The organism is Clostridium sp. BSD2780061688st1 H5, assembly GCF_005845155.1.
Lineage (GTDB): Bacteria > Bacillota > Clostridia > Lachnospirales > Lachnospiraceae > Claveliimonas > Claveliimonas intestinigallinarum.
On sequence record NZ_SPGT01000001.1, the window covers coordinates 162,205 to 184,525 of the forward strand.

Below are 22,321 nucleotides of genomic sequence, written 5' to 3' on the forward strand. Positions count from 1 at the left end.
ATGCGACAGTGGCTCAGTTGGTAGAGTACGACCTTGCCAAGGTCGGGGTCGCGGGTTCGAGCCCCGTCTGTCGCTCTCATTTAAAAAGCGTTGAAGCCTGATTCTTATAGTGGTTTCAACGCTTTTTCTTTTCTGGTTTTTGCAGACAACCGCTGATTGTTACGCGATCCTCACAATCTGTTCATATATAATAATTTCTTTATCATTAATAGCATAGTTATCGTGGTAGTGCCCCATAAACCATTTTTTAAAGACAGCCTTCTGTCTGATTTCTTCCAGATAATCTGTGAGAACATCTGGTTTATATTCACCAAGAGAATACAATAATGTGCTGCTGGTAGCACCGCAATGAGTAACGATAAAGTCCACCCTATTATCTGTATTCGCTAAATTTTTGCGCCCTTCTTCCATTTCCTCTTGGGATGGCAATTCTTCTCTCCACCAGGATACATGATTGACCCTGAACATCTTTTCATAATCATGTTTCCATTTCTTAATTCTGGGATCATCCTTTTCCAAAATGCCATCTTGAATATCATGGCTGCCTGCGCCGCCGAAGGTCCAGAATGCCCTTCCTTCGATATGAAAGATCTGGCCGCGCATAAGGTGGATCACGGAAGGACGGATAAAATGTACTTTTCCTCCGCGCCACTTCGCGACCGACATGGAATACAATCTGTCAAAATTTTCATGATTGCCATCTACGAACAGTGTCGTAAACGATCTGTCTTCCAGCCAGTCCAGATTGTATTTTTCCTTCTTTGTGTCATTCCAAATTCCAAAATCCCCACAAATAATCACATAGTCCTGTTTCGTCATACTCTTTTGCTCTGGAAAAGCATTTGTATTTAGTCTGCTCATCCAGTCACCGTGAGTATCTCCCGTAATATAGATCATAAGCACTCCTCTTTGCGCATGTTTGCGCAGAAAAAAACAGCATGCAGCTGAAGTTGATTTTTGGTTGTCTAATTTCAAAAAAAGTATTGACATTTCTCCTTTCATATAGTATATTATTTTTTGTTCTGAGGAACACAAAAATGCATGCGACAGTGGCTCAGTTGGTAGAGTACGACCTTGCCAAGGTCGGGGTCGCGGGTTCGAGCCCCGTCTGTCGCTCTCATTCAAAAAGCGTTGAAGCTTGTATTTGGACTTGCTTCAGCGCTTTTCTTTTAATGCCGTGCGGGTTCAAGTCCCATCCTCCGCTTTCATAAAAAGGAGCCATTGCTCTCCAGATAGATAATTATATATCTGTCTTGCAACAGCCCCATATGGTTCGTTCTTATGCGCTCTCGCTCTCCAGCTTTTCCACGCGCCGCTTCAGGTCATCCGTAATCTTAAGTATCAGCGTTGTATTTTCCTGCTCCAGTCTGGAAATCCTGTAGTACCGGCTCATCTCGTCCACACTGGCCTGCACCTTCTCCACCTTTTTGTCCAGCTCATCATACACTCGGCTGATTTCATCGTACAGGCTGTTTTCCTCCTTCTTTGCTGTGTTTCTGATGTTACATATCAGATACTCCCGGAAAACATCCTCCTCCTCTCTCACTGTAAACGGATTATAACATATAAACGCTTCTATATCCAGATACTTTTCTGAGAAATATGCCTCTCACACTCTTCTGATCAATTGTCCTCACAGGCCGGAGACAAGCTGCGAACGGGGAGCTTTACGTATACAAAAGAGACATCCCCCGTCAGGAGATGTCCCTTTTATCCTATAGCTCTTATCAATCAACTGTCAGTCTACTGGTTCTCTTCCTCGTCCACAATGGCCAGCCCAAGCTCGTCCAGCTGCTTCTGGTCAACCGGCGTGGGAGCCTCTGTCATGAGGTCTGAGGCGTCCTTCACCTTGGGGAAGGCAATCACGTCGCGGATGCTGTCCTGCTTTGCCATGAGCATGACAAGGCGGTCCAGACCGTAGGCCAGGCCTGCGTGGGGCGGAACACCGTACTTGAAGGCGGTCAGAAGGAAGCCGAACTGCTCTTGGGCTCTCTCCGGTGTAAAGCCCAGCACCTCGAACATCTTGCTCTGGATCTCCGGATTAAAGATACGGACGCTTCCGCCGCCGATCTCATTTCCGTTCAGCACGATGTCGTAGGCCTTGGCCCGCACTCTGCCCGGCTCGCTGTCGATGTACTGGAGATCCTCCTCCATGGGCATGGTGAAGGGATGGTGCATGGCTGTGTAGCGGTTCTCCTCCTCACTCCACTCAAGGAGAGGGAACTCTGTGATCCAGATGAATTTGTACTCGCTCTTGTCCAGCAGATCCATCTGACGGGCCAGCTCCAGCCGCAGATTGCCCAGCACATCCCAGACAACCTTGTTTTTGTCAGCCGCAAAGAGAAGCAGATCGCCGTTCTCCCCCTCCATGGCATCGATGAGGGCCTTCATCTCCTCCTCTGTCATGAATTTGGCAAAGGAGGATTTCACAGTCCCATCCTCCTGGATGGCAATGTAGGCAAGTCCCTTTGCGCCGAAATCCTTTGCAAAGGAGACCAGCTTGTCGATTTTCTTTCTCGGCATGCCGCCCTGTCCCTTGGCGTTGATGCCGCGGACCGTGCCGCCGTTCTCGATCGCGCCCTTGAACACGGCAAACTCGCTGTCCTTCACTGCCTCTGTCACGTCGCGAAGCTCCATGCCGAAGCGAATATCCGGCTTATCAGAGCCGTAGCGGTCCATGGCCTCCTGCCAGGTCATCCTTGGGATGGGAAGAGATACCTCCACGCCCAGAATCTCCCGGAACAGCTTTTCCAGGAGACGCTCATTTACATCAATGACATCATCCACGTCCACAAAGGAGAGCTCCATGTCGATCTGGGTGAACTCCGGCTGGCGGTCCGCCCGCAGATCCTCGTCCCGGAAGCACTTTGCCAGCTGGAAATAGCGGTCGCACCCGGAGCACATGAGGAGCTGCTTGAAGAGCTGAGGAGACTGGGGCAGCGCATAGAAATGGCCGTGGTGAATACGGCTGGGCACAAGGTAATCCCTGGCTCCCTCGGGCGTGCTGCCCACCAGCACCGGCGTCTCGATCTCCAGAAAGCCTTCGTCCGCAAGGAACTGACGGGTCAGCGTGGCCACCCGGCTCCTCATGAGAAGGTTGCGCTGCATATCCGGCCGGCGCAGATCCAGATAGCGATATTTCAGGCGCACCTCCTCCTTGGTCTTTGAATTCTCCTCCACCTGGAAGGGGGGCGTCTCTGCCTCAGACAGCACCCTCAGCTCCTGAGGGATGATCTCGATCTCACCGGTGGAAATATTGGTGTTGACAGCTCCGGAGCGTCTCTCCACCTTTCCCACGATGGCTACCACGTACTCTGCCCGGAGCTTTGCCGCCTTCTCGAGAAGAGCGCTGTCTGTCTTGCCCTCCTCAAACACTGCCTGTATGATCCCGGAGCGGTCTCTCACGTCCACAAAGTCGAGACCTCCTTTGTTCCGGTTTTTCTGCACCCAGCCCATGATGGTGACTGTCTCGCCGATATTGGCGGCAGACAGCTCGCCGCAGCGGTGGGTCCTCTTTAAGCCCTGCATTGACTCTGCCATTTTCTCTCTTCTCCTTTTTATTTATTTCTGCATATTCTCTGTCCGTACACTCCGCGCCCGCAAAGTTTCCATGTATCCTCTACAGTCTGTCCACGGAGTCCGCGTAGCAGTCCACGATGGTCCCGTAGCCCTCCTGCGTGAGCTGCTCCTTCTGGAACTTCTTGTTCTTCTTCATGTTGGCCACAAGCACCTGCTTTCCAGCCTTCCGATCCTCCCTCGCCAGGGAGAGCACTTTGAGAACGCCCTCTTTTGGCATGTTCTTCTCCATCAGATAGGCCTTCTTCTCCCCCTTTGAGGGAACCTGGTAGCCGTTCTCAAGGAGCAGCATGACGATGCGCTCAAAGCCGATGGAAAATCCGCAGGCAGGGGTGTCCTGACCGGTAAATTTTCCGATCATCTTGTCATAGCGGCCGCCGCCCGCCACGGAGCCCCCGAAGTCGTCCATGACCACCTCAAAAATAGTGCCCGTGTAGTAGGACTGCCCCCGCACCATGGTAGGGGTGAAGCGGATCTTAAACTCCGCCTCCTTTGCGGTCTCCACACTGGACATGATCATCTCCATGCTCTCTGCGGTCTCGTCGCTCAAATAGTCTCCCAACTTCTCCTTCAGGAAGCGGATGCCGCTGACATCCTGGGGTGTCTGGTCAAAGAGTCCCAGGTAGGTATCCACATTTTCCTTTGTGTAGCCCAGCTCCATCAGCTCCCGGCCCACGGCCTCGGGACCGATCTTGTCCATCTTGTCCAGGATGATGAAAACCTCGTCGTAATCCTCCTCGGCAAATCCGCTGTAGGCTGCCATGGCCTTCAAGATATTCCGGTCGTTGATGCAGACGGTAAAATTCTCAAATCCCATTTTCCCCAGCATGGCCGTGGTGGCAAGGATCAGCTCGATCTCCGCCAGATTGCCGGCCTCCCCGAGGATGTCGATGTCACACTGCACGAACTGGCGGAAACGGCCCTTCTGGGGACGGTCAGCCCGCCATACATTTCCGATCTGCAGCGCCTTGAAGGGGGAGGGAAGCTCGCTTACGTGGTTGGAATAGTATCTGGCGAGGGGGACTGTCAGGTCATAGCGCAGACCGCCGTCCACCACGTCGCTCTCCTCCTGGGCCTCCTTTATCTTCAGCTTCTCTCCTCTTTTCAGGATCTTGAAGATCAGCTTCTCATTGTCTCCGCCCTGCTTGCTGCACAGATTTTCAATGTGCTCCACACAGGGGGTCTCCATGGACATAAATCCATAGGTCTTGTAAGTGTCTTTGATCATCTGGATCACGTAATCCCTGATCTCCATCTCACGGGGAAGAATGTCCTTCATGCCCGTGACCGGCTTTTTCTTCAGCGCCATAACCATTCTCCTTTTCGATTTATCATTTCATCAATGCGGGTGATGTACTCCCGGATGTTCTTCACATTCTCCGCCCGCACAAGCGTTGTCTTTCTGCCATGTCTGCTGCCCGGAACTGTGATGGGCTCATCCAGCAGGATCTTTGTGGAGGAGCCGGCTCCGGCCGCAATTATGGACTGTTTTTCTTCCATAATAAGTATATTGTAAATTCCCGCTTTGTCAACCTTTGCAAAGCCAACATTTTCAAAATTGCCGGCAATATTCTTCTGTCGGTACAGATAGTAGGGGAAAAGTCCCATCCTGCCGGCCGCCCCGTAGGCCTCCTCGATCATGGCCGAGAGCTCACGGGCCATCACCGCCGGATCCCCGGCCAGGGCCGCGATGCTGCCTGTGGCGCTCTTTTCCTGCCCCAGCTTCGCCGCCCTCTTGATGGCGAGGGAATGGACCGTCAGGCTGTCCGGTCCTAGGGCTCTAATCTTCTCCAGAGTGTCCGCCATGTCAGCGGCGGTCTCCCCGGGCAGTCCGGCAATGAGATCCATATTGATATTGTCAAAGCCAAGGCTCCGGGCCATGTGGAAGCTGTCCTCTATCTCTCCGGCTGTGTGGCGCCTTCCGATAAGGTCCAGGGTCTTCTGCTGCATGGTCTGGGGATTGATGGAGATGCGGGTGATCCCGTGTCCCTCAAGAACCCTCAGCTTGCCCTCTGTAATGCTGTCCGGCCGTCCCGCCTCCACGGTGTACTCAAGAAGCTCCCCTCTGGGAAAGCAGAAGTCTATGTGGGAGAGGAGCCTCTCCAGCTGGTCCTCGCTAAGAGTGGTGGGGGTGCCTCCGCCGATGTAAATGGTGTTCAGCTTCTTCCCCTTTTCCCCGGCTCTCTCCCCAATCCAGGAGAGCTCCTTCATCAGCGCCTTAAGATAGTCCTCCACAGAGTCCCTCCAGTAGTCAATGGGTCCGGAGCTGAAGGAGCAGTAGCTGCACACAGAAGGGCAGAAGGGGATGCCCACATAGAGGCTGTAGCCGTCCCGGTAGTCCAGGCGCTCCAGGATCCTCTTCTCCCTCCCGGCGATCTGCCAGGCGAGAGCCGCCTTCTCGGGGCTCACAAAGGAGTCCTCATGGAACCACTCCACAAAGGAGGCCTCATCCATCCCCTGCTCCTGCTTCTGCATGGCGATCTTTGTGGGGCGTACCCCGGTCAGGATGCCCCAGGCCAGATCCCTCCCCGTGTATTCCCGGCAGGCCCTGTAGAGGGCCACGTCCACGGCGTACTTCTTCCCGCCGCGGTCCGCCCCCTCCGGGATATCTTCTGTCTTTACCGCAAAGACACGGCCGTCAGGGAAGGTGATCCGAAAGACATCCTCCATATTTTCCGCCACATTTTGTTGCATTTCCTCCTCCGGGAAAAACGCTTTGGCAAGGTGATAAGTGTTGTATGTATACATATCGTTGCTGCAGCTCAAAAAAATCATGATCTTGTATGTCCATCCTTCCTGTTGTGGATATTGTTTCAGACACGATGCACAATTACGCGGGGGTTGACGCAATTCCGGACGTAATACTTTTGAAAAGTATTACGTCCGGAATTGCGTTAAATAAACGGATTATACTTCCTCTCGTGTCCGATGGTCGTCTCGCCCATATGCCCCGGATACACCTTCACGTCGTCTGGCAGCTTCATGACCTTCTCCCTGAGGGACCGGATCAGATCCGACATGCTGCTGTTCGGGAAGTCCGTGCGGCCCACCGAGTTCTGGAACAGGGTATCTCCGCTGAACAGCACGCCCTCACTCTCCAGGTAGTAGCAGACCCCTCCGGGCGTGTGGCCCGGTGTGTGTATGACCTGGAAGGAAAATCCCGCCAGCTCCAGCCTCTGTCCGTCCCGGATATAGTCAGCCCCGTCAAAGGTGTAGCCATTCGTGTAGCTGGAGGAGAGGTTCAGGGCCGGATCCAGGAGGGTCTCTCTGTCCCCCTCATGGACGTACACCGGAACCGGGAACTCCCTGCGGAGGTCATCGATCCCCATAATATGGTCAAAATGGCCGTGGGTCAGGAGGATGGCCTCCACCTGCAGTCCTTCGCTCTTCATATGTCCCATCAGGTAGGAGGGACAGGCCGCCGGGTCGATAACAACGGTCTGCTTTGTCTCCTCGTTGATGACAAGATAGCAGTTTGTGCTGATGATACCTGTGACAAATTTCTCTATTTTCATATCGCGTCTGTTCCTCCGTGCCTTCTAAAGCCCTGTCTTCGCTCCTGTTTTGTTCTCCTGTTTACTCCGGCATCCCGGCAGTCTGCCGGGCGCTCTAGCCCGCGGCCCTCTCGATGTCGATGATACCGTCCAGCTGCCGCAGCTTCTTGGACACCGCGGCGAGCTCCTCCCTGCCGTGGACGATAAATCCTGCCTCGATGGTGGCAGTGCCCTTCTTGCTTGTGCGCACGTTCAGAGACTTCACATCCAGCTTTGCCTCTGTAAAGATCTTGGAGATCTCCATGAGAAGTCCCTGCCGGTCGTAGGCGTACATCTTGATCTCCGCCAGGTACTGGCCACCCTCTTCCTCAGCCACCTCGCTCTCCCACTCCACGTCGATGAGCCGGGCCCGCTCCGCGTCCGTCAGGTGGATCATGTTGACGCAGTCTGTCCTGTGGATGGAAAGACCTCTTCCCCTGGTGACAAAGCCCACGATCTCATCTCCCGGCACAGGATTGCAGCACCTGGAGAAACGGACCGCCATGTCGTCGATGCCCTTCACCACAATGCCGCTCTTGGACTTGGCGATGTGCACCTTGTTCCTGGATGCTTCCGCCACCTTCTCCAGCACCACCTCGTCGGTGAGCTCCTGCTTGTGCTCCTTGCTGTACTCCTCCATGAGCCGGTTCACCACCTGGCCCTCCTTCAGCCCGCCGTGGCCGATGGCCGCCAGCACAGAATCCCAGTCCCGGAAGCCGTACTTCTTCTGGACGACCTCCTGATACTTTGGCTTCATGATGTTGGACAGATTGATGGTCTTGGCCTTGCAGTAGCTGGCGATGAGCTCCTTGCCCCGGACGATGTTGTCCTCCTTGAACTCCTTCTTAAACCACTGATTGATCTTGTTCTTGGCCTGGGTGCTCTTGACAATGTTCAGCCAGTCACGGCTGGGCCCCCTGGAATTCTGGGAGGTGAGGATCTCGATCCTGTCTCCGTTCTGGATCTTGTAGTCGATGTTGACCAGCTTGCCGTTGACCCTGGCTCCCACCATCTTGTTGCCCACCGCGCTGTGGATGGCGTAGGCGAAATCCACCGGCGTGGAGCCGGCAGGCAGGCTCTTCACATCCCCGCCCGGGGTAAAGCAGTAGACGTCCTCCGCGAAGAGATCCAAATCTCCCTTGAGCATGCTTAAGAATTCCCTGTTGTCGGACATATCTCTCTGCCACTCCAGGATCTGGCGCAGCCAGTTCAGCTTCTCCTCCTCCTGGGCCTTCACGTTCTTCTTCCCGTCGTTGGACTCCTTGTATTTCCAGTGGGCGGCGATACCGTACTCAGCCGTCTTGTGCATCTCCTGAGTCCGGATCTGTATCTCAAAGGGCTGCCCGACGGAGCTCATGAGGGTGGTGTGAAGGGACTGGTACATGTTGGCCTTCGGCATGGCGATGTAATCCTTGAACCTGCCGGGTATGGGCGTGTACATCTCGTGGATCACGCCAAGGGCCGCGTAGCAGTCCTTCACAGAGTCCACGATAATGCGCACCGCAAAGAGATCGTAGATCTGATCCACCGTCTTGTCCTGGTTCACCATCTTTTTATAAATACTGAAGAAATGCTTCACCCGTCCGTTGACCTCAGCCTTGATCCCCGCGTTTTTGATGTGCTGGGAGACCTCCTCCACGATCTGCTGGACGAACTCCTCCCTCTCCGTCTTCCTGGCGTTGATCTGGTCCACCAGATCATAGAACACCTCCGGCTGGGAGTACTTGAGGGCCAGGTCATCCAGCTCTGTCTTGATCTTGGAGATACCGAGCCTCTGAGCAATGGGAGCGTAGATGTCCATGGTCTCCCTTGCTTTCTCCTTCTGCTTCTCCGGGCGCATAAACTGGAGGGTCCGCATATTGTGGAGACGATCCGCCAGCTTAATGATGATGACCCGGATATCCTTTGCCATGGCCAGGAACATCTTCCGCAGGTTCTCCGCCTGCACCTCCAGCTTATCTGAGGAGTAGGACAGCTGTCCCAGCTTGGTGACGCCGTCCACCAGGAGGGCCACCTCGTCGCCGAACTCCTGACGGATCTGCTCGTCTGTCACAGCCGTATCCTCCACTACATCGTGGAGCATCCCTGCCACAATGGTCTCCTTGTCCATCTCCAGGTCCGCCAGGATGATGGCCACCCAGAGGGGATGGATAATATAGGGCTCACCGGATTTTCTGCACTGCCCGTTGTGAGCCTCCTTTGCCAGATTAAACGCCTTCTCTATCATGGAAACATCCGTGGAAGGATGATATTTGCGGATGCGGGCGATGAGCATCTGGTAGAGCTGCTCCGGATCCTGGTAGTCCTCCGGAGATTTCACCGCGTGTCCGTCCACGATCTCAAGCCCGAGCATCTGATTTTCCATTATAGATTCGGGCGCAATACGATTTTTATTGTCCGATTCATAGGTCATGACTGCCATATCAGTTCCCTCCTCCTTTTCCATGTTTTCCCCGCTCTCTCACGCTTCCTGCTGCGCCTCAGTTTCCGGGGTAGGTGATCACAGAGTCCAGATCATAGTCCTTCAGCCGCTGGCGGCCCTTCAGTCCGGCCAGCTCCATGAGGAAAATGACCTTTGACACTTCTCCTCCCATGCCCTCCACCAGCTTGATGATAGCCTCCGTGGTTCCCCCGGTGGCGATCAGGTCGTCGACAATGACCACTCTCTGCCCGGGCTTTATGGAGTCTCTGTGCATCTCAATGGAGGCAGTGCCGTACTCCAGCTCGTACTCGATGGATACAGTCTCCCGGGGCAGCTTGCCTTTTTTCCGCACCGGCACGAAGGGCTTGCGCAGATTGTAGGCGATGGGCACCCCGAAAATAAATCCCCTGGACTCAGGCCCCACGACCACATCAAAATCCAGCCCCTCCAGCTTCTCCTGCATCAGGTCAATGGCAAGATGCAGTCCCTCCGCATCCTGGAGCACACTTGTCACATCTCTGAAAATAACCCCCTGTTCAGGAAAATCCGGTATACTGACCACATATTCTTCTATTGGCTTCATCCTTACTGCCTCCTTCAGACCAACTGTCGATAAAATGTCATTCTTTAGTATATCATCTATTTTCTGTTTTTTCAAACAATTTGATAGTGGGTGATGACAATCTGCATGGATTTTCGTCCCATATACTCGTTTATCCCCGGATAATAGGTGACAGAGAGACGAATTCTGCGGTATTCCCCCTCGAAAAATCTCTCCCGCACTGCCCGGCCGTATTTTGCCTCCACCTCGTCGAGAAATCCGGCGGCGTCCCCGAAGTACACCGCGTCCATGTCCGTGCCGGCCCCGTCCAGGAGACGAATCCTGAGCATGTTCCTGTTTTTCCCGATGAGACGGCAGGAGACGATGGACACATTTTTCTCTGCAAACACAGGCTTTGTGTTTCCCTTCCCAAAGGGCTCCAAAAGCTTTAGCTCCTCCAGCAGCTCCTCCGTCACACAGGAGAAGGGCATCTGCATGTCAATGGACACCTTCTCTGTCATGTCCGCCTCAGTCAGGGTGCACACCGCGTTGATGTCCTGGCGGAATTTCTCAATATTTTTCTTCTCCAGGGTCAACCCGGCGGCCAGCCTGTGGCCCCCGAACTTCACGAACAGTCCCCTGCACTTGTTCAGCTCCTCATACATATGGTAGGCCTCGATGGACCGGCCGGAGCCCTTGGCCAGCTCCCCGTCGCCGCTATCTGTGACGACAAAGGCGGGCCGGCAGTACCGCTCCCTGATCCTGCCCGCCACGATCCCGGCCAGACTCTCATGGCAGTCCGGCAGGTAGAGAACCAGCACCCTCTGGCGTCCGGCTTCCGTGTGCTCCACCTGTTCCACCGCCTCCCGCACCGCGGCCTCGGTCATCTCCTTTCGGCTGTCGTTTAATGCCTTCAGATCCCCGGCCAGCAGGTCCGCCTCCTGCTTTGACCTGGCTGCCAGCAGGGAGAGGGCCCTCTTGGCCGTGTCCAGCCTGCCGCTGGCGTTGAGGCAGGGCCCCAGCACAAAGCCGATATGGTAGGTACTGACAGACTTCCGGTCAATGCCCGTGCACTCCATGAGGGAGCGCAGTCCCGGGTTGGAGGTGAACTGGAGCATTTCCAGGCCCTGGCGGACAAAGATCCGGTTCTCCCCTGTCAGATCCATCACATCCCCCACTGTGGCAAAGGCCACCTCCTCCATGAGATAGTCGATGTCCGAGGAGTCCCTGCCCATGGACTCATAGAGGGCCTCCATCAGCTTGTAGGCCACGGCGGCGCCGCACAGTCCTTTGAAGGGGTAGGGGCAGTCCGCCCGCTTCGGGTCCACCACCGCGTCCGCAGGGGGCAGATGATACTGCTTCTCCCCCTCCTCCTCGTCAAAGGGCACCTCGTGGTGATCTGTCACGATCACGGTCATCCCCATTTCTCTCGCGCAGGCAATCTCCTCCGCGGCCGCGATGCCGTTGTCGCAGGTCACGATGGTGTCTGTCCCCGCCTCAAAGGCCCGGTCGATCAGATGCCTGCTCAGGCCGTACCCGTCCGCGATCCGATCCGGGATGTCCGTGTCCACCACAGCCCCCAGCCCCTTCAGCCCCTCCAGGAGAATGTAGGTGGCGCAGACACCGTCAATGTCGTAGTCCCCGATGATGCGGATGGAGGCTCCCTCCCGCACCTTCTCCATCAGGATCTCCACCGCCCGGTCCATGTCCCGCATCAGCATGCCGTCCTCCAGGTCGGCGATGGTGCCGTACAGATAGCTTTCTATATTCTCGTCTCCTATGATATCCCGGTTTCGGATCAGGCAGGCCAGCCGGGGACTGATGTGAAACCGCTCCCCGATCCCGGCGAAATCCGCCCCTTTTCTCAGCAAAACCCAGCGTTCTTTCATCCTCTTCTCTCCTCCGATTACTCTTTTCATCCCGCCCGCGGCCGCAAGAGGGCCGACAGGAAGAACGGTACAAAAAGGGGTATGCAGTCACCCGCACACCCCTTACTGTATTTTTCTTACCTATTTTTTCTTCTTTCCGGATTTCTCCGCTTCTTTCTTCTTTCCACCGATCTTTGTCTTCATAACGTACCAGAGCGGACCTGTGACACATACAGAAGAGTAGGCGCCGCACACAACGCCCACCATCAGCGGCAGAGCGAACTCCCTGATGGAGCTTACGCCCATAACAAAGAGAACCGCAATGGTGATAAAGGTTGTGAGGGAGGTGTAGATGCTCCTCGTCAGCGTCTGTGTGATACTCTTGTTAACAGTGTATGCGAGATCCTGTCCCTTGGGCGCCAGCTTCAGCTCCTCGCGGATACGGTCGAAGATGACGATGGTGGCGTTGATGGAGTATCCAAAGATGGTCAGGATACATGCGATAAATGTATTGCCCACGGAAATCCTTGCCACCGCGTAGAACAGAGCTACGATCAGCACATCGTGGAGCAGGGCCAGAACCGCGCTTGTTGCAAAGCGGATGTCCTTAAACCGGAACCAGATGTAGAGGAGCATGAGCACTGTGGCGATAACGACCGCCACGATGGCGTCGGTCCTCATCTCGCTGCTGACTGTGGAGCTGATATTCTCAAAGGTGATCAGAGACTCGTCCACCTGGAAGTTGTCCACCAGAGCCTGATCAAGCGCCTCCCTTGCGTCCAGATCCAGGGTGGACGTCTTGAAGATGATCTGGTTGCTTCCCTCCACCTTCTGGGCCTGCACATTGTGGTCTCCTGTGGCTTCCTCCACCACGGGGATGATCTGGGCGTCAATCTCATCGATGGTGTAGTCCTGGTCAAAGGTCACGTTCGTGGAGGTTCCTCCCTGGAACTCCAGGCTGTAGTTCATAGCTCCGTTTCCTCTGGCCGCATTGTAGCCCGCGACGCCAAAGCCCGCCGCGATAAGGATCAGGGAAATGGCAAAGAAAATGGCTTTCCTGCCCACAAAGTTAATGGGCTCTCTTGGCTTTTTCGGCCGGTAGTACAGCTTCTCGTTGCGGATGCCCACCGCGTAGAAGGCGTACACGATCATGCGGGTGATCACAAGGGCTGTGAACATGGACACGATAATGCCGATGGCCAGCGTCTGGGCAAATCCCTTCACGCTTCCGCTGCCCCTGAACCAGAGCACAGCCGCTGCGATCAGGGTGGTCACATTGCCGTCCACGATGGCGGACATAGCCTTGTGGAAGCCCGCCTTCAGAGAGTTCCTCACACTCTTTCCCTTTGTCATCTCCTCCTTCACGCGGGCGAAGATGATGACGTTGGCATCCACCGCCATACCGATACCCAGGATGATACCAGCGATACCCGGCAGGGTCAAAGTGACGTTAAAGGCGTTCAGGATCACCAGCACGATGCCTGTGTAGATCAGCAGGGCCAGGCTGGAGGCAAGGCCCGGAAGCAGGTACACAAAGCACATGAAGAGGAACACGAGGGCCAGTCCCACCGCTCCGGCCTGCACGCTGGTAGTGACTGCCTGCTGTCCAAGCTGCGCGCCCACCACGTTGGAGCGGAGCTCCTCCAGCTGCAGCTGGAGCCCTCCGATGCGGATGGTGGAGGCCAGATTTTCCGCCTCCTCGTATGTAAAGTTGCCGGTGATGTAGGCCTGCCCGCCTGTGATGGCCTCGTTGACCACCGGACTGCTGATGGTCTCACCGTCATAGATGATGGCGATCTGTTTTCCCACATTGGCCTCTGTGGCCTCCGCAAACTTCTGGGCGCCATCGTCCGTCAGGTCCAGCTCAACGGTGTACTCTGTATTTCCCATATCGTCCTTCCCGGATCTGGCGGAGGCTGTCTCCACGTCCGCTCCGGTGAGGACGGTCTGGCCGTCAGAGGTCTGGAACTCCAGAGCTCCCGGCTTTCCCAGCTCCTCCAGGATGGCGTTGGCGTCTGTCACGCCGGGGATCTCAATGCTGATCCGGTCGTCCCCCTCCTGGTATACAGTGGCCTCTGTGCTGTACTGCTCCACACGGCGCTGGAGCTTGTAAATGGTGTCGCTCATCTGCTCATCTGTAGGGTTTTTATCCTTTACCTGGTAGGTGATGCTGACACCGCCGGCCAGGTCAAGGCCCAGCTTGATATTTTTGGAAGCTCCTGTGCCTGTTGGCCCAAAGCCCACAATACAGGTGTAGGCGAGAAGTATGATCAGTACGGCTGTCAGTATCAGGCTCAGTATGCCTTTTTTCTTGTTCATGATCTGTATCCTCTTTTCTGTTTTTTATTACACCTTACGCCTCATCGGCTGCGTCGGCCAGAGCCGCCTTCATCATGATGGCGCACTCCACTCTCTTGCGCTGCATCTCGCATCCGATGTCGTAGGCCTCATGGATGGTGCCATGGAAATTGTAGGCGTTGGCCATGCATCCGCCGCTGCAGTAAAACTTGGCAAAGCAGTTCCTGCATTTCTCCTTGGAGTAGACGCTGCAGCTTCTGAACTCATCCGCGATCTCCGGTCGGGTGATCCCCTCGTCCACATTTCCCATGAGGAACTCCTCCTGGCCCACAAACTGGTGACAGGGATAGAGATCTCCCCAGGGCGTCACGGCCAGGTACTCTGTGCCGGAGCCGCAGCCCGACAGCCTCTTGGACACGCAGGGTCCGCCCTCCAGGTCGATCATAAAGTGGAAGAAATTAAATCCCTTCCCCTCCTTCTCCCTCTCGATCATGATTTTTGCCAGGCGGTCGTACTCCTCGCAGATCTTCGGGATGTCCTCCTCCCGGATGGCGTAGGGATCGGACTCATCTCCCACCACCGGCTCGACGGACATCTGCTTGAAGCCAAGGTCTGCAAAGTGCAGCACGTCGTTGGAGAAATCCAGGTTGTTTCTCGTGAAGGTGCCGCGGACGTAATACCTCTCCTGGTTCCTGCTGTCCGCCAGCTTCTGGAACTTGGGAACAATGAGGTCGTAGCTTCCCTTGCCGCTGCGGAAGGGGCGCATGGCATCGTTCACCTCTTTGCGGCCATCCAGGCTGAGGACCACGTTGTCCATCTCCTTGTTGATAAATTCCTGTATCTCGTCATTTAAGAGCACCCCGTTGGTGGTCACAGTAAAGCGGAAGTGCTTGTCGTGCAGCTTCTCCTGCTGCCGGCCGTAGGCGACCAGGTCCTTCACCACCTGCCAGTTCATGAGCGGCTCGCCGCCGAAGAAATCCACCTCCAGGTTCCTCCTGTTTCCGGAGGAGGCGATGAGGAAATCCAGCGCCTTCTTTCCCACCTCATAGCTCATGAGGGCACGGCGGCCGTGGTACTCTCCTTCCTCCGCAAAGCAGTATTTGCACGCCAGGTTACAGTCGTGGGCAATGTGGAGGCACAGCGCCTTGACCACGGTCTTCCTCTGCTTCACCTGGTCGATCATGGGCTCAAAAACATCCCTGGTAAAAAGCCTTCCCTCCTGGGTCAGCTCTTTAATATCCTCCCAGGCCTCCCGGATCTGCCCGGCCTCGTACCTGTCTCCCAGCGCCTCCTGGAGTCCCTCCAGCGTCTCCGGCTTTTCCAGGGCAGCCAGATCCGGCTCCTCCCCCGCCGCCAGATGGGCGATGGCGTCATAGCAGAGCTCATCCACCACATGGACAGCGCCGCTGTTCACATCCAGGACAATGTTGTATCCATTATTCCGGTACTGATGTATCACTTCAGATACCCCTTTCTGTCTTCATTTTTTCCTATACCACAAGAAACAGCGGCCGAAAGCCGCTGCCCCCTTAGTAGATACTTTTTAATTCCAACTGACTATTTCTTCTGCTCGCAGGTCTGATTTCCCACTGTGCAGGATGTCTTGCAAGCTGACTGGCAGGATGTCTGACATTCTCCGCAGCCGCCTTTTTTCATTGTATTTGTCAATGTCTGTGTATTTAATGTCTTTACATGTTTCATCTTGTACACCCTCCTTCGCATCTTTGACTTCTGATATTATAGCACAAGGCTCTCTGTTTTGGAAGTATTTTTTCGTCTTTTGCAAGGTCAGGAGATCATGCCGCCGATCATGCCGCCTCCCGCGCACAGCGCAAAGGTGGTGGCCATGTGGATGCCGCTGCCGTCCAGGGTCCGGTACACCCCCAGGGTGATGAGGATGAGGAGCACAAAATACAGGACTCCCGTCATGAGCCCCCACAGAAATCTCCGCGACTTTGCCATCTTTCCCGCCGCCAGCCCGCCGATCAGGGTGGCGGCGATATAGATGGCCACGATCCCCGCCGACACCGCCTGCTCATCAAGCTGCAGCCTGTACAGAAGAAGGGCCAGCAGAAGAAGGAGGGCCCCCGTCACCACGTAGGACAGCAGCAGCGCCTTGAGGATCCAGAGTATCTTTATCTCTTTTCCGGCTTTTTTATCCATATTCTCTTTCTCCTTGTCCAGTTATTTCCTATCTAATGGATATGAAACGCCCGGACTGATTATGAGTTCCATATGGATTTTTCTCCCGCTTCCTCACTGCTCCATCTGCCTGCCCAGAAATCCCGCCGCGCAGGAGGCCAGCTTCAGCTCTGTCTCCCCCAGCTTCCTCTTCTCGTCCTTTCCAAGGATCATGACTCCTCCGATCACATCCCCCTCGCAGAGGATGGGGCAGATGACCTGCTGGGTGCAGCCGTCGTCCTCCTCCCCGGTGACCCGGATGAACCTCTTCTCCCCCTCCGCGGCCAGGATATCCTTCCTCTCCTCCAGCGCCTTCTCCAGAGGCCTGGCGATATATTTCTCCTGGAAATCCTTCTTCCCGCTGCCCGCGGCGGCCACGATCTGATCCATATCGCAGATGCACACGAGATACCCCGCCGTCTGGGCCAGACTGTCTGCATACTGCCTGGCGAAGGCGGACAGCTCCCCGATGGGAGAATATTTCTTCAGGATGATCTCTCCCTCCCGGTCCGTAAATATCTCCAGCGGGTCGCCCTCCCGTATCCGGAGGGTTCTTCGTATCTCCTTTGGGATCACCACTCTCCCCAGATCATCGATCCTTCTTACAATCCCGGTTGCCTTCATATAAAAATTTCCTCCATCTTACATTCTATCCATTTATCTTTCTTGCTGTAGATAATGGTAGTATCTGTAAAGACAGAGGAAATTATACATTTTCACTCTCCCGGCCGGAGCAGCCTGCCCCGCAGCCTGGTCCAGATTTGAGCCTGGGCATATTCGTAGGCGTTGTCATAGATCCACAGACCTGCCTGCCCTGCCGCCAGGACGCCCGCAAGAACCGCCGGCGACAGCTCCCTGGAAAAAAGGAGCCCCTGGAGCAAAAAGACTGCCGGGATGTACATGACGTTGAACACCAGATACTTGATCACCCAGAACAAACCTCTTTTCCGCGCCCTGCCGGAGCTTTTGGCGAGAAGCCTCCAGGCCCCCTCGACAGCCAGGATATAGAGCCCCATAGCCCCAAAGGTCACTACGTAGAATTTGTTGGGCGCCAGGATAAAGCCAAGGAGGACGGCCGCCAGATAGAAGGCCAGCCCCAGCTTCATCCCCGCCTCCCGGATGACGATCCCCACGAAGAAGGAGGACGCTGCCAGGAAAAACAGGGTCCCCGTCTCAAAGACGCTCCCCAGCGCCATAAAAAGAATACAGAGGGCGAGGGCGAGCCCGCCGAACGCCATCATTCTCGATTTTATATGCATGTGCAAAGATCTCCTCCCATACACTCGCAGAGCTGGTCCGCGATACAAAGGTCACAGCACATATTGCCTGTGCCGCAGCTTCCGCCTGATCCGTAATAGCCTCCCCCGTATGGATTGTTCTGATACCTGCGGCTGTTGAATTCAATCTGATTGAGGAGCTGCCGGTACTGCACGTTGTTCGGCTCCATGTTCACTGCCGTGGCCGCCTGGTCCCTGGCCAGCACATTGTTCCCAAGCCCGGCGTTTGCGAAAGCGCTGGCGTAGTACCACATGGAGGTGCGGTTCTGCATCCGGTTCAGCACGTTCAGGGCGTCCTGGTAGCGCCTACTGTTGATAAAGTTGATGGCCGCCTGCATCTCCACATCCTGCTGGCTTCCGCCGGACTGCTGCCCATAGCCCTGGCCATAGCCCTGGCCCTGATAGCCGTAGCTTCCGTATCCCCCTGCGGAGGACCTGCCGCCCCCGTAGGAGCCGCCGCGGGAGCTGCCGTAAGAGCCTCCTCCCTGGGAGCGCTGCCGCATGATCTCATCGTAGGCCTCCTGGACCTCCTTGAATTTCTCCTCAGCCAGGTCTGCCAGCGGATTGTCCACATTGGCGTCCGGATGGTACTTCCGGCTCAGCTCCCTGTATGCTTTCTTCACTTCATCATCCGACGCGTTCTGGGAGACGCCCAGCACGTCATAAGGATTTTTATTCATCTTCCTTTTTGTCCTCCTGTTTTTTCTTCTGTACGAGCCGGTAGCGGTTCCACACTCCATCATACAGAATGTTTCTCAAAATGTCTATGTCTGCAAGGCAGGGCAGCTTTTCAAACTCCGCGCTGCACTCGCCCATCATCATGCACAGGATATCCCCCACTCTCTGCTCATAGTCCTCTCTTTTGTACAACTCCCGCAGGGGATTGTAGCATTTTTTCTTCAGGTCCTCCTCCAGGTCCTCATAGGCGTCCATAATATAGATGAACTTGCCCATAAAGAAACCGATCCGGCGCAGAGTGGGCTCCCACACGTCCTTTTTATATACAAAAAGCTCTTCCATGAGCCGGCCGAAGCATCCGGCCGTCCTGTCTATGTCTGTGCTCCTCTCCTTCTCAAGGCGGGACAGCTCTCCTAATGCAGCCTCGAACACCCGGGCCTGGCGCCTGTACTTTTCCGCGATCCTCCCCGCCTTCTTCTTCAGCAGCCTTTCCGCCGCCAGGCTGGACACCTTCCGCTCGTCCGCCCAGTCGTCCTTCAGATGATACCAGGCCAGGAGCAGGTTCATATCCGCCGCGTAGGTGGTCACCGGGCCGCGCAGCATCCGCTGCCTCTTTGCCGGGTGCACCCTGCAGCGGTGCCTCTCCTCCTCCGTCTCCATCTCGTAGAGGGATGTGAGGAGAAGGATGAGAAAGGTCATGTCGTAGGTGAGGGTCATCTGGCCGCCCAGACCGTACCTCTCCTTCAGCTCCTGGCACAGGCCGCAGTAATAGCCCCTGTACTTTTCAAAGTCCTTTATCTTCAGTTCCGGTTTGCAGATTGTGATATATCCGAACATATGCCTCCCCACTGACATGCGCGCCTGATGCACGCATCTGAACGTTATTTTACCAGATTTGCCTGTATCCTGCATTATTTTATTTTCATATTTCACAAAAAGTTTATAACATCCTTTTCATTTTCTCCCCTCTCCGCTATAATATAGGAAGATAGCAAGAGGAGGAATAATCACATGAGCAAAATCGATGAAGTGAGAAGCGCTATGGTCCAGGCCATGAAGGCAGGGGACAAGCAGACAAAGGAGACCCTTTCCATGCTCCTTGCGGCGCTGAAGAACAAAGCCATAGACAAGAGAGCCGACCTCACCGAGGAGGAGGAGACACAGGTCATCTTAAAGGAGATCAAGCAGACAAAGGAGACGCTGGAGATGACTCCGCCGGACCGCACAGAGATCATCGAGGAGTGCAACCACCGGCTGTCTGTCCTTGAGCAGTACGCGCCCAAGATGATGGACGAGTCCCAGATCCAGGAGGTCATAGACGCCACTCTCGCCGAGCTGGGCATCGACGCCCCCACGGCAAAGGACAAGGGCCGCATCATGAAGACGCTGATGCCCAAGGTCAAGGGAAAAGCGGACGGAAAGCTGGTCAGCGACCTGGTAGGGAAATTATTCTAACTAAAAATTATTCTAACTATATCTCAGCTGTATTTCAGGTCCGCCCTGAGCGGGCGGACCGTCAAAAGAGCTCCGGGAGACATCTCCGGAGCTCTTTTTTCTGTCATTTTTTATGGATTTCTTTTTGAGGTAAATAAAAAGTGAGAAGAAAACAGCTGATTACTCTGATAGCAGACTCCATCATATTTTCATCTGCGTAAAATTTTGAACTGTGAAGAGGAAATCTCATGCTTTTTCTCTTGTCTCCCACGCCGGAAAAAAGGAAAAAAGAGGGAACTCTGTCCGATATCTCCGCAAAATCTTCTCCTCCCATAAATACCCAGGGCTTTGTTTCAAGAGCGTCTGTCCCCAGCTCCCGGTCAATGACTCTCCTCATTCTCTCAGCCATATCAGACTGATTGTAAACTGAATTCATAGAAGTCCTGAAGGCAATCTCAACTCTCGCCCCTGAGTTTTCTTCCGCTTTCCTGCACACATCCACAAGAGCCGCGCGGATAGTCTCTGTCTGATTTTCAGAAAACGTCCGTACTGTTCCTGCCATCTGACACGTCTCCGAAATAACATTCTGCGTTTCCCCTCCATGAAACATTGTCACTGATATTACAGCCTGTCTCTCTCTGTATGTTGCTTCCAATGTACTAATCTTTTCATAAATGTAGTGGCCTACCTTAAGCGGATCTATACATTGTTCCGGATAGGAAGCATGTCCGCCTCTACCCGTTATCGCAATCTCAAACCAAGACGGAGAAGAGGTCACACCTCCGCTCGCAACAAAAAAGCGGCCCGTCTCAATATCCGGTGTAACATGCATGCCGATCGCAGCATCCACCCGGGGCCTCTCTAACACCCCCGCCTCTATCATCTGTTTTGCTCCCCCAGGCTGACGTTCCTCACATGGCTGAAACATGAATTTGACACTTCCATGCAGTCTGTCTCTAAAATGATCTAATACCCTTGCTGTTCCCAGAGCACAGGCCATATGCAGATCATGCCCGCACGCATGCATTGCTCCCTCATTCTGGGACGCAAAAGAAAGTCCTGTTTCCTCCTTTATAGGAAGTCCATCCATATCTGCCCGATACAATAGAACAGGACCTTCATACTTTCCTTTTATTGTGCCCACAATACCTGTATGACACATTTTCTCTATATGCATCCCTAATTTTCTCAGTTCTGCCTCAATAATCTCTGAGGTTTTGTACTCCTCTAATCCAAGCTCTGGATATCGGTGAAGTTCTCTGCGAAGATCCACAACCTCTTTTATAATTGATTTGATATACTCTTCCACACTTTCACACTCCCTCTATGTATCCTGCTTTACGAAAAGCCACCTCCATCTTCTCAAGCACACTTTGCAGAGAGTCTCTTTGACAGGCAACATTAAAACGAACATACTGGCTTCCCCCAGTCCCAAACTCTCTTCCGTCGCTCAGGGCCAAGCGGCAATTCTGTACCCAAAATGTTTTCAATTCCTCATCGTCTAAATTCATAGAGTGACAATCCACCCACATAAGATAAGTAGCCTCCGACGGGATCACGCGTAAAACCGGAATATTCGCAGCGATAAACTCTTCAAAAATAAGGCGGTTTTCGCCCAGGTACTCCAGTAATTCATCCAGCCAGCTTTCACTTTCCATGTATGCTCCTACTGTGACTGCTTCCGCAAAGCTATGTTCAAAAGGATAAGACATCTCCTTCATTTTCTTCTGTACAGCACAGCGGATACCCTCATCTTCAATAATCATACTGGCCGTCTGCAAACCCGCAACATTAAACGATTTACCCGGAGATACAAAAGTGAGAACCTTCAGCCCGCTGTCCCTCTTCTGGGAAGCTGTCATATAATGTCTTCCCCTGAATACAAGATCAAAATGTATCTCGTCAGAAAAAAGCACGAGATGATGACGTTGGCAGAAATCTATAATTTTCTCCAACTCTTTCTGTGTCCAGACCCGGCCCGTTGGATTGTGAGGACTGCAAAGCAGAAATGCTTTTGTCCTCTTTGACACCGCCCTTTCCATCTCATCCATTTCAAAGGTCATCCTTCCGCCTCTTTCCACGAGCGGGACCTCCTTCGTCTTGCGCACGCAGCCATGAATAGTATGAAAAAAATTCCCATATATGGGAGGGTTAATGAGAATTTCATCCCCTTCCTCTGTCAAAGCCTGCAGAGCAGCACTCAATCCGGTCATAACAGAGGAACAATAGACAACCCAGTCCGTGTTGATCTCATAACCATGTCTCTTTTCAAGCCAGTATTTTACAGCCTTCCCATACTCGTCTGACAGGAGCTCATATCCAAACGTTCCCTCTTGTGCTCTATCAAGTATCCTTTTTTTAATGGCAGGTGAGGTCTCAAATTCCATGTCTGCGACCCACATAGGGTATAGGCTCTCATCTCCATACAGATTTTTCAACGCTTTCCATTTAAAGGCATTTGTCTCTTTTCTGGCCGTATCTTTATCAAAATCAAACATACCTGTTCTCCCAGT

The 22,321-nt window shown here is 54.1% G+C and carries 20 protein-coding genes and 2 tRNA genes; 3 read left to right on the top strand and 19 right to left on the bottom strand.

Features of this window, described 5'->3' with window-relative positions; all coding sequences use genetic code 11:
• Positions 1-2 precede the first annotated feature (2 nt).
• Positions 3-75 (top strand) — tRNA-Gly (locus tag FGQ86_RS00775).
• An 84-nt stretch (positions 76-159) separates the two neighbouring features.
• On the opposite strand, the gene FGQ86_RS00780 is transcribed toward FGQ86_RS00775, so the two are convergent.
• On the bottom strand, positions 160-897 hold the full coding sequence (locus FGQ86_RS00780; protein ID WP_033126622.1) for a metallophosphoesterase: 738 nt from the start codon (positions 895-897) through the stop codon (positions 160-162).
• 146 nt (positions 898-1,043) lie between these two features.
• Between FGQ86_RS00780 and FGQ86_RS00785 the strand changes: the two genes are divergently transcribed.
• A tRNA-Gly gene (locus FGQ86_RS00785) sits at positions 1,044-1,116 on the top strand.
• A gap of 163 nt (positions 1,117-1,279) precedes the next feature.
• On the opposite strand, the gene FGQ86_RS00790 is transcribed toward FGQ86_RS00785, so the two are convergent.
• The 16 genes from FGQ86_RS00790 to FGQ86_RS00865 all read right to left on the bottom strand — a co-directional run bounded on the left by FGQ86_RS00790 (position 1,280) and on the right by FGQ86_RS00865 (position 19,211).
• Positions 1,280-1,546 carry a hypothetical protein gene (locus tag FGQ86_RS00790; RefSeq protein ID WP_138302732.1) on the bottom strand — a complete coding sequence of 89 codons (267 nt, stop codon included), beginning with the start codon at positions 1,544-1,546 and terminating at the stop codon, positions 1,280-1,282.
• A gap of 197 nt (positions 1,547-1,743) precedes the next feature.
• On the bottom strand, positions 1,744-3,540 hold the full coding sequence (aspS, locus tag FGQ86_RS00795) for an aspartate--tRNA ligase (RefSeq protein ID WP_138302733.1): 1,797 nt from the start codon (positions 3,538-3,540) through the stop codon (positions 1,744-1,746).
• 79 nt (positions 3,541-3,619) lie between these two features.
• Entirely contained in the window at positions 3,620-4,885 is a 1,266-nt protein-coding gene (gene hisS, locus FGQ86_RS00800; RefSeq protein ID WP_330635913.1) for a histidine--tRNA ligase, read from the bottom strand.
• Complete coding sequence (gene hemZ, locus FGQ86_RS00805; protein WP_138302734.1) at positions 4,876-6,351, bottom strand: coproporphyrinogen dehydrogenase HemZ; 1,476 nt, start codon at positions 6,349-6,351, stop codon at positions 4,876-4,878. The genes hisS and hemZ overlap by 10 nt, the downstream gene beginning before the upstream one ends.
• A 119-nt stretch (positions 6,352-6,470) precedes the next feature.
• Positions 6,471-7,091, bottom strand: a complete 621-nt coding sequence (locus FGQ86_RS00810; protein ID WP_033126627.1) for an MBL fold metallo-hydrolase — start codon at positions 7,089-7,091, stop codon at positions 6,471-6,473.
• Positions 7,092-7,185: 94 nt separating this feature from the next.
• Positions 7,186-9,474 carry a bifunctional (p)ppGpp synthetase/guanosine-3',5'-bis(diphosphate) 3'-pyrophosphohydrolase gene (locus tag FGQ86_RS00815; RefSeq protein WP_033126642.1) on the bottom strand — a complete coding sequence of 763 codons (2,289 nt, stop codon included), beginning with the start codon at positions 9,472-9,474 and terminating at the stop codon, positions 7,186-7,188.
• Positions 9,475-9,589: 115 nt separating this feature from the next.
• On the bottom strand, positions 9,590-10,114 hold the full coding sequence (locus tag FGQ86_RS00820) for an adenine phosphoribosyltransferase (RefSeq protein ID WP_033126628.1): 525 nt from the start codon (positions 10,112-10,114) through the stop codon (positions 9,590-9,592).
• 71 nt (positions 10,115-10,185) lie between these two features.
• Positions 10,186-11,961 (bottom strand): single-stranded-DNA-specific exonuclease RecJ, encoded by a 1,776-nt coding sequence (recJ, locus tag FGQ86_RS00825; RefSeq protein ID WP_033126629.1) that lies wholly within the window; start codon positions 11,959-11,961, stop codon positions 10,186-10,188.
• A 120-nt stretch (positions 11,962-12,081) separates the two neighbouring features.
• Complete coding sequence (locus FGQ86_RS00830) at positions 12,082-14,259, bottom strand: protein translocase subunit SecDF (protein WP_033126630.1); 2,178 nt, start codon at positions 14,257-14,259, stop codon at positions 12,082-12,084.
• Between the two features lie 34 nt (positions 14,260-14,293).
• Positions 14,294-15,697, bottom strand: coding sequence for a thioether cross-link-forming SCIFF peptide maturase (scfB, locus tag FGQ86_RS00835; protein WP_138302735.1), 1,404 nt, complete (start codon positions 15,695-15,697; stop codon positions 14,294-14,296).
• Between the two features lie 98 nt (positions 15,698-15,795).
• Positions 15,796-15,939: a six-cysteine ranthipeptide SCIFF gene (gene scfA, locus FGQ86_RS00840; protein WP_033126632.1), complete on the bottom strand. Its 144-nt coding sequence runs from the start codon at positions 15,937-15,939 to the stop codon at positions 15,796-15,798.
• A gap of 87 nt (positions 15,940-16,026) precedes the next feature.
• A complete protein-coding gene (locus tag FGQ86_RS00845) occupies positions 16,027-16,401 on the bottom strand; it encodes a TIGR04086 family membrane protein (protein ID WP_138302736.1) in 375 nt (124 codons plus the stop codon).
• A gap of 93 nt (positions 16,402-16,494) precedes the next feature.
• Positions 16,495-17,043, bottom strand: coding sequence for a stage V sporulation protein T (gene spoVT, locus FGQ86_RS00850; RefSeq protein ID WP_033126634.1), 549 nt, complete (start codon positions 17,041-17,043; stop codon positions 16,495-16,497).
• A gap of 92 nt (positions 17,044-17,135) precedes the next feature.
• Positions 17,136-17,678, bottom strand: a complete 543-nt coding sequence (locus tag FGQ86_RS00855; protein ID WP_033126635.1) for a hypothetical protein — start codon at positions 17,676-17,678, stop codon at positions 17,136-17,138.
• The gene (locus FGQ86_RS00860; protein WP_138302737.1) at positions 17,669-18,376 is read right to left on the bottom strand and encodes a DnaJ domain-containing protein; all 708 of its coding nucleotides are present in this window, start codon (positions 18,374-18,376) and stop codon (positions 17,669-17,671) included. The genes FGQ86_RS00855 and FGQ86_RS00860 overlap by 10 nt, the downstream gene beginning before the upstream one ends.
• Positions 18,369-19,211 (bottom strand): DUF5685 family protein, encoded by an 843-nt coding sequence (locus FGQ86_RS00865; protein ID WP_138302738.1) that lies wholly within the window; start codon positions 19,209-19,211, stop codon positions 18,369-18,371. The genes FGQ86_RS00860 and FGQ86_RS00865 overlap by 8 nt, the downstream gene beginning before the upstream one ends.
• Positions 19,212-19,385: 174 nt before the next feature.
• Here FGQ86_RS00865 and FGQ86_RS00870 point away from each other — a divergent pair, with 174 nt between their 5' ends.
• Positions 19,386-19,829 carry a GatB/YqeY domain-containing protein gene (locus FGQ86_RS00870; protein ID WP_033126638.1) on the top strand — a complete coding sequence of 148 codons (444 nt, stop codon included), beginning with the start codon at positions 19,386-19,388 and terminating at the stop codon, positions 19,827-19,829.
• Positions 19,830-19,932: 103 nt separating this feature from the next.
• On the opposite strand, the gene FGQ86_RS00875 is transcribed toward FGQ86_RS00870, so the two are convergent.
• Both FGQ86_RS00875 and FGQ86_RS00880 read right to left on the bottom strand, forming a co-directional pair.
• Positions 19,933-21,117 (bottom strand): M20 family metallopeptidase, encoded by a 1,185-nt coding sequence (locus tag FGQ86_RS00875; protein WP_138302739.1) that lies wholly within the window; start codon positions 21,115-21,117, stop codon positions 19,933-19,935.
• Between the two features lie 4 nt (positions 21,118-21,121).
• Complete coding sequence (locus FGQ86_RS00880) at positions 21,122-22,306, bottom strand: PatB family C-S lyase (RefSeq protein ID WP_138302740.1); 1,185 nt, start codon at positions 22,304-22,306, stop codon at positions 21,122-21,124.
• Between the last annotated feature and the right edge of the window lie 15 nt (positions 22,307-22,321).

Coding starts and splice junctions, on each gene's coding strand:
- FGQ86_RS00860 (WP_138302737.1), bottom strand. CDS start 18,376: ATGAATAAAAATCCTTATGACGTGCTGGGCGTCTCCCAGAACGCGTCG.
- aspS (WP_138302733.1), bottom strand. CDS start 3,540: ATGGCAGAGTCAATGCAGGGCTTAAAGAGGACCCACCGCTGCGGCGAG.
- FGQ86_RS00810 (WP_033126627.1), bottom strand. CDS start 7,091: ATGAAAATAGAGAAATTTGTCACAGGTATCATCAGCACAAACTGCTAT.
- FGQ86_RS00815 (WP_033126642.1), bottom strand. CDS start 9,474: ATGGAAAATCAGATGCTCGGGCTTGAGATCGTGGACGGACACGCGGTG.
- FGQ86_RS00820 (WP_033126628.1), bottom strand. CDS start 10,114: ATGAAGCCAATAGAAGAATATGTGGTCAGTATACCGGATTTTCCTGAA.
- FGQ86_RS00855 (WP_033126635.1), bottom strand. CDS start 17,678: ATGCATATAAAATCGAGAATGATGGCGTTCGGCGGGCTCGCCCTCGCC.
- FGQ86_RS00780 (WP_033126622.1), bottom strand. CDS start 897: ATGATCTATATTACGGGAGATACTCACGGTGACTGGATGAGCAGACTA.
- FGQ86_RS00845 (WP_138302736.1), bottom strand. CDS start 16,401: ATGGATAAAAAAGCCGGAAAAGAGATAAAGATACTCTGGATCCTCAAG.
- FGQ86_RS00865 (WP_138302738.1), bottom strand. CDS start 19,211: ATGTTCGGATATATCACAATCTGCAAACCGGAACTGAAGATAAAGGAC.
- hemZ (WP_138302734.1), bottom strand. CDS start 6,351: ATGATTTTTTTGAGCTGCAGCAACGATATGTATACATACAACACTTAT.
- hisS (WP_330635913.1), bottom strand. CDS start 4,885: ATGGCGCTGAAGAAAAAGCCGGTCACGGGCATGAAGGACATTCTTCCC.
- spoVT (WP_033126634.1), bottom strand. CDS start 17,043: ATGAAGGCAACCGGGATTGTAAGAAGGATCGATGATCTGGGGAGAGTG.
- FGQ86_RS00830 (WP_033126630.1), bottom strand. CDS start 14,259: ATGAACAAGAAAAAAGGCATACTGAGCCTGATACTGACAGCCGTACTG.
- recJ (WP_033126629.1), bottom strand. CDS start 11,961: ATGAAAGAACGCTGGGTTTTGCTGAGAAAAGGGGCGGATTTCGCCGGG.
- FGQ86_RS00870 (WP_033126638.1), top strand. CDS start 19,386: ATGAGCAAAATCGATGAAGTGAGAAGCGCTATGGTCCAGGCCATGAAG.
- scfA (WP_033126632.1), bottom strand. CDS start 15,939: ATGAAACATGTAAAGACATTAAATACACAGACATTGACAAATACAATG.
- FGQ86_RS00880 (WP_138302740.1), bottom strand. CDS start 22,306: ATGTTTGATTTTGATAAAGATACGGCCAGAAAAGAGACAAATGCCTTT.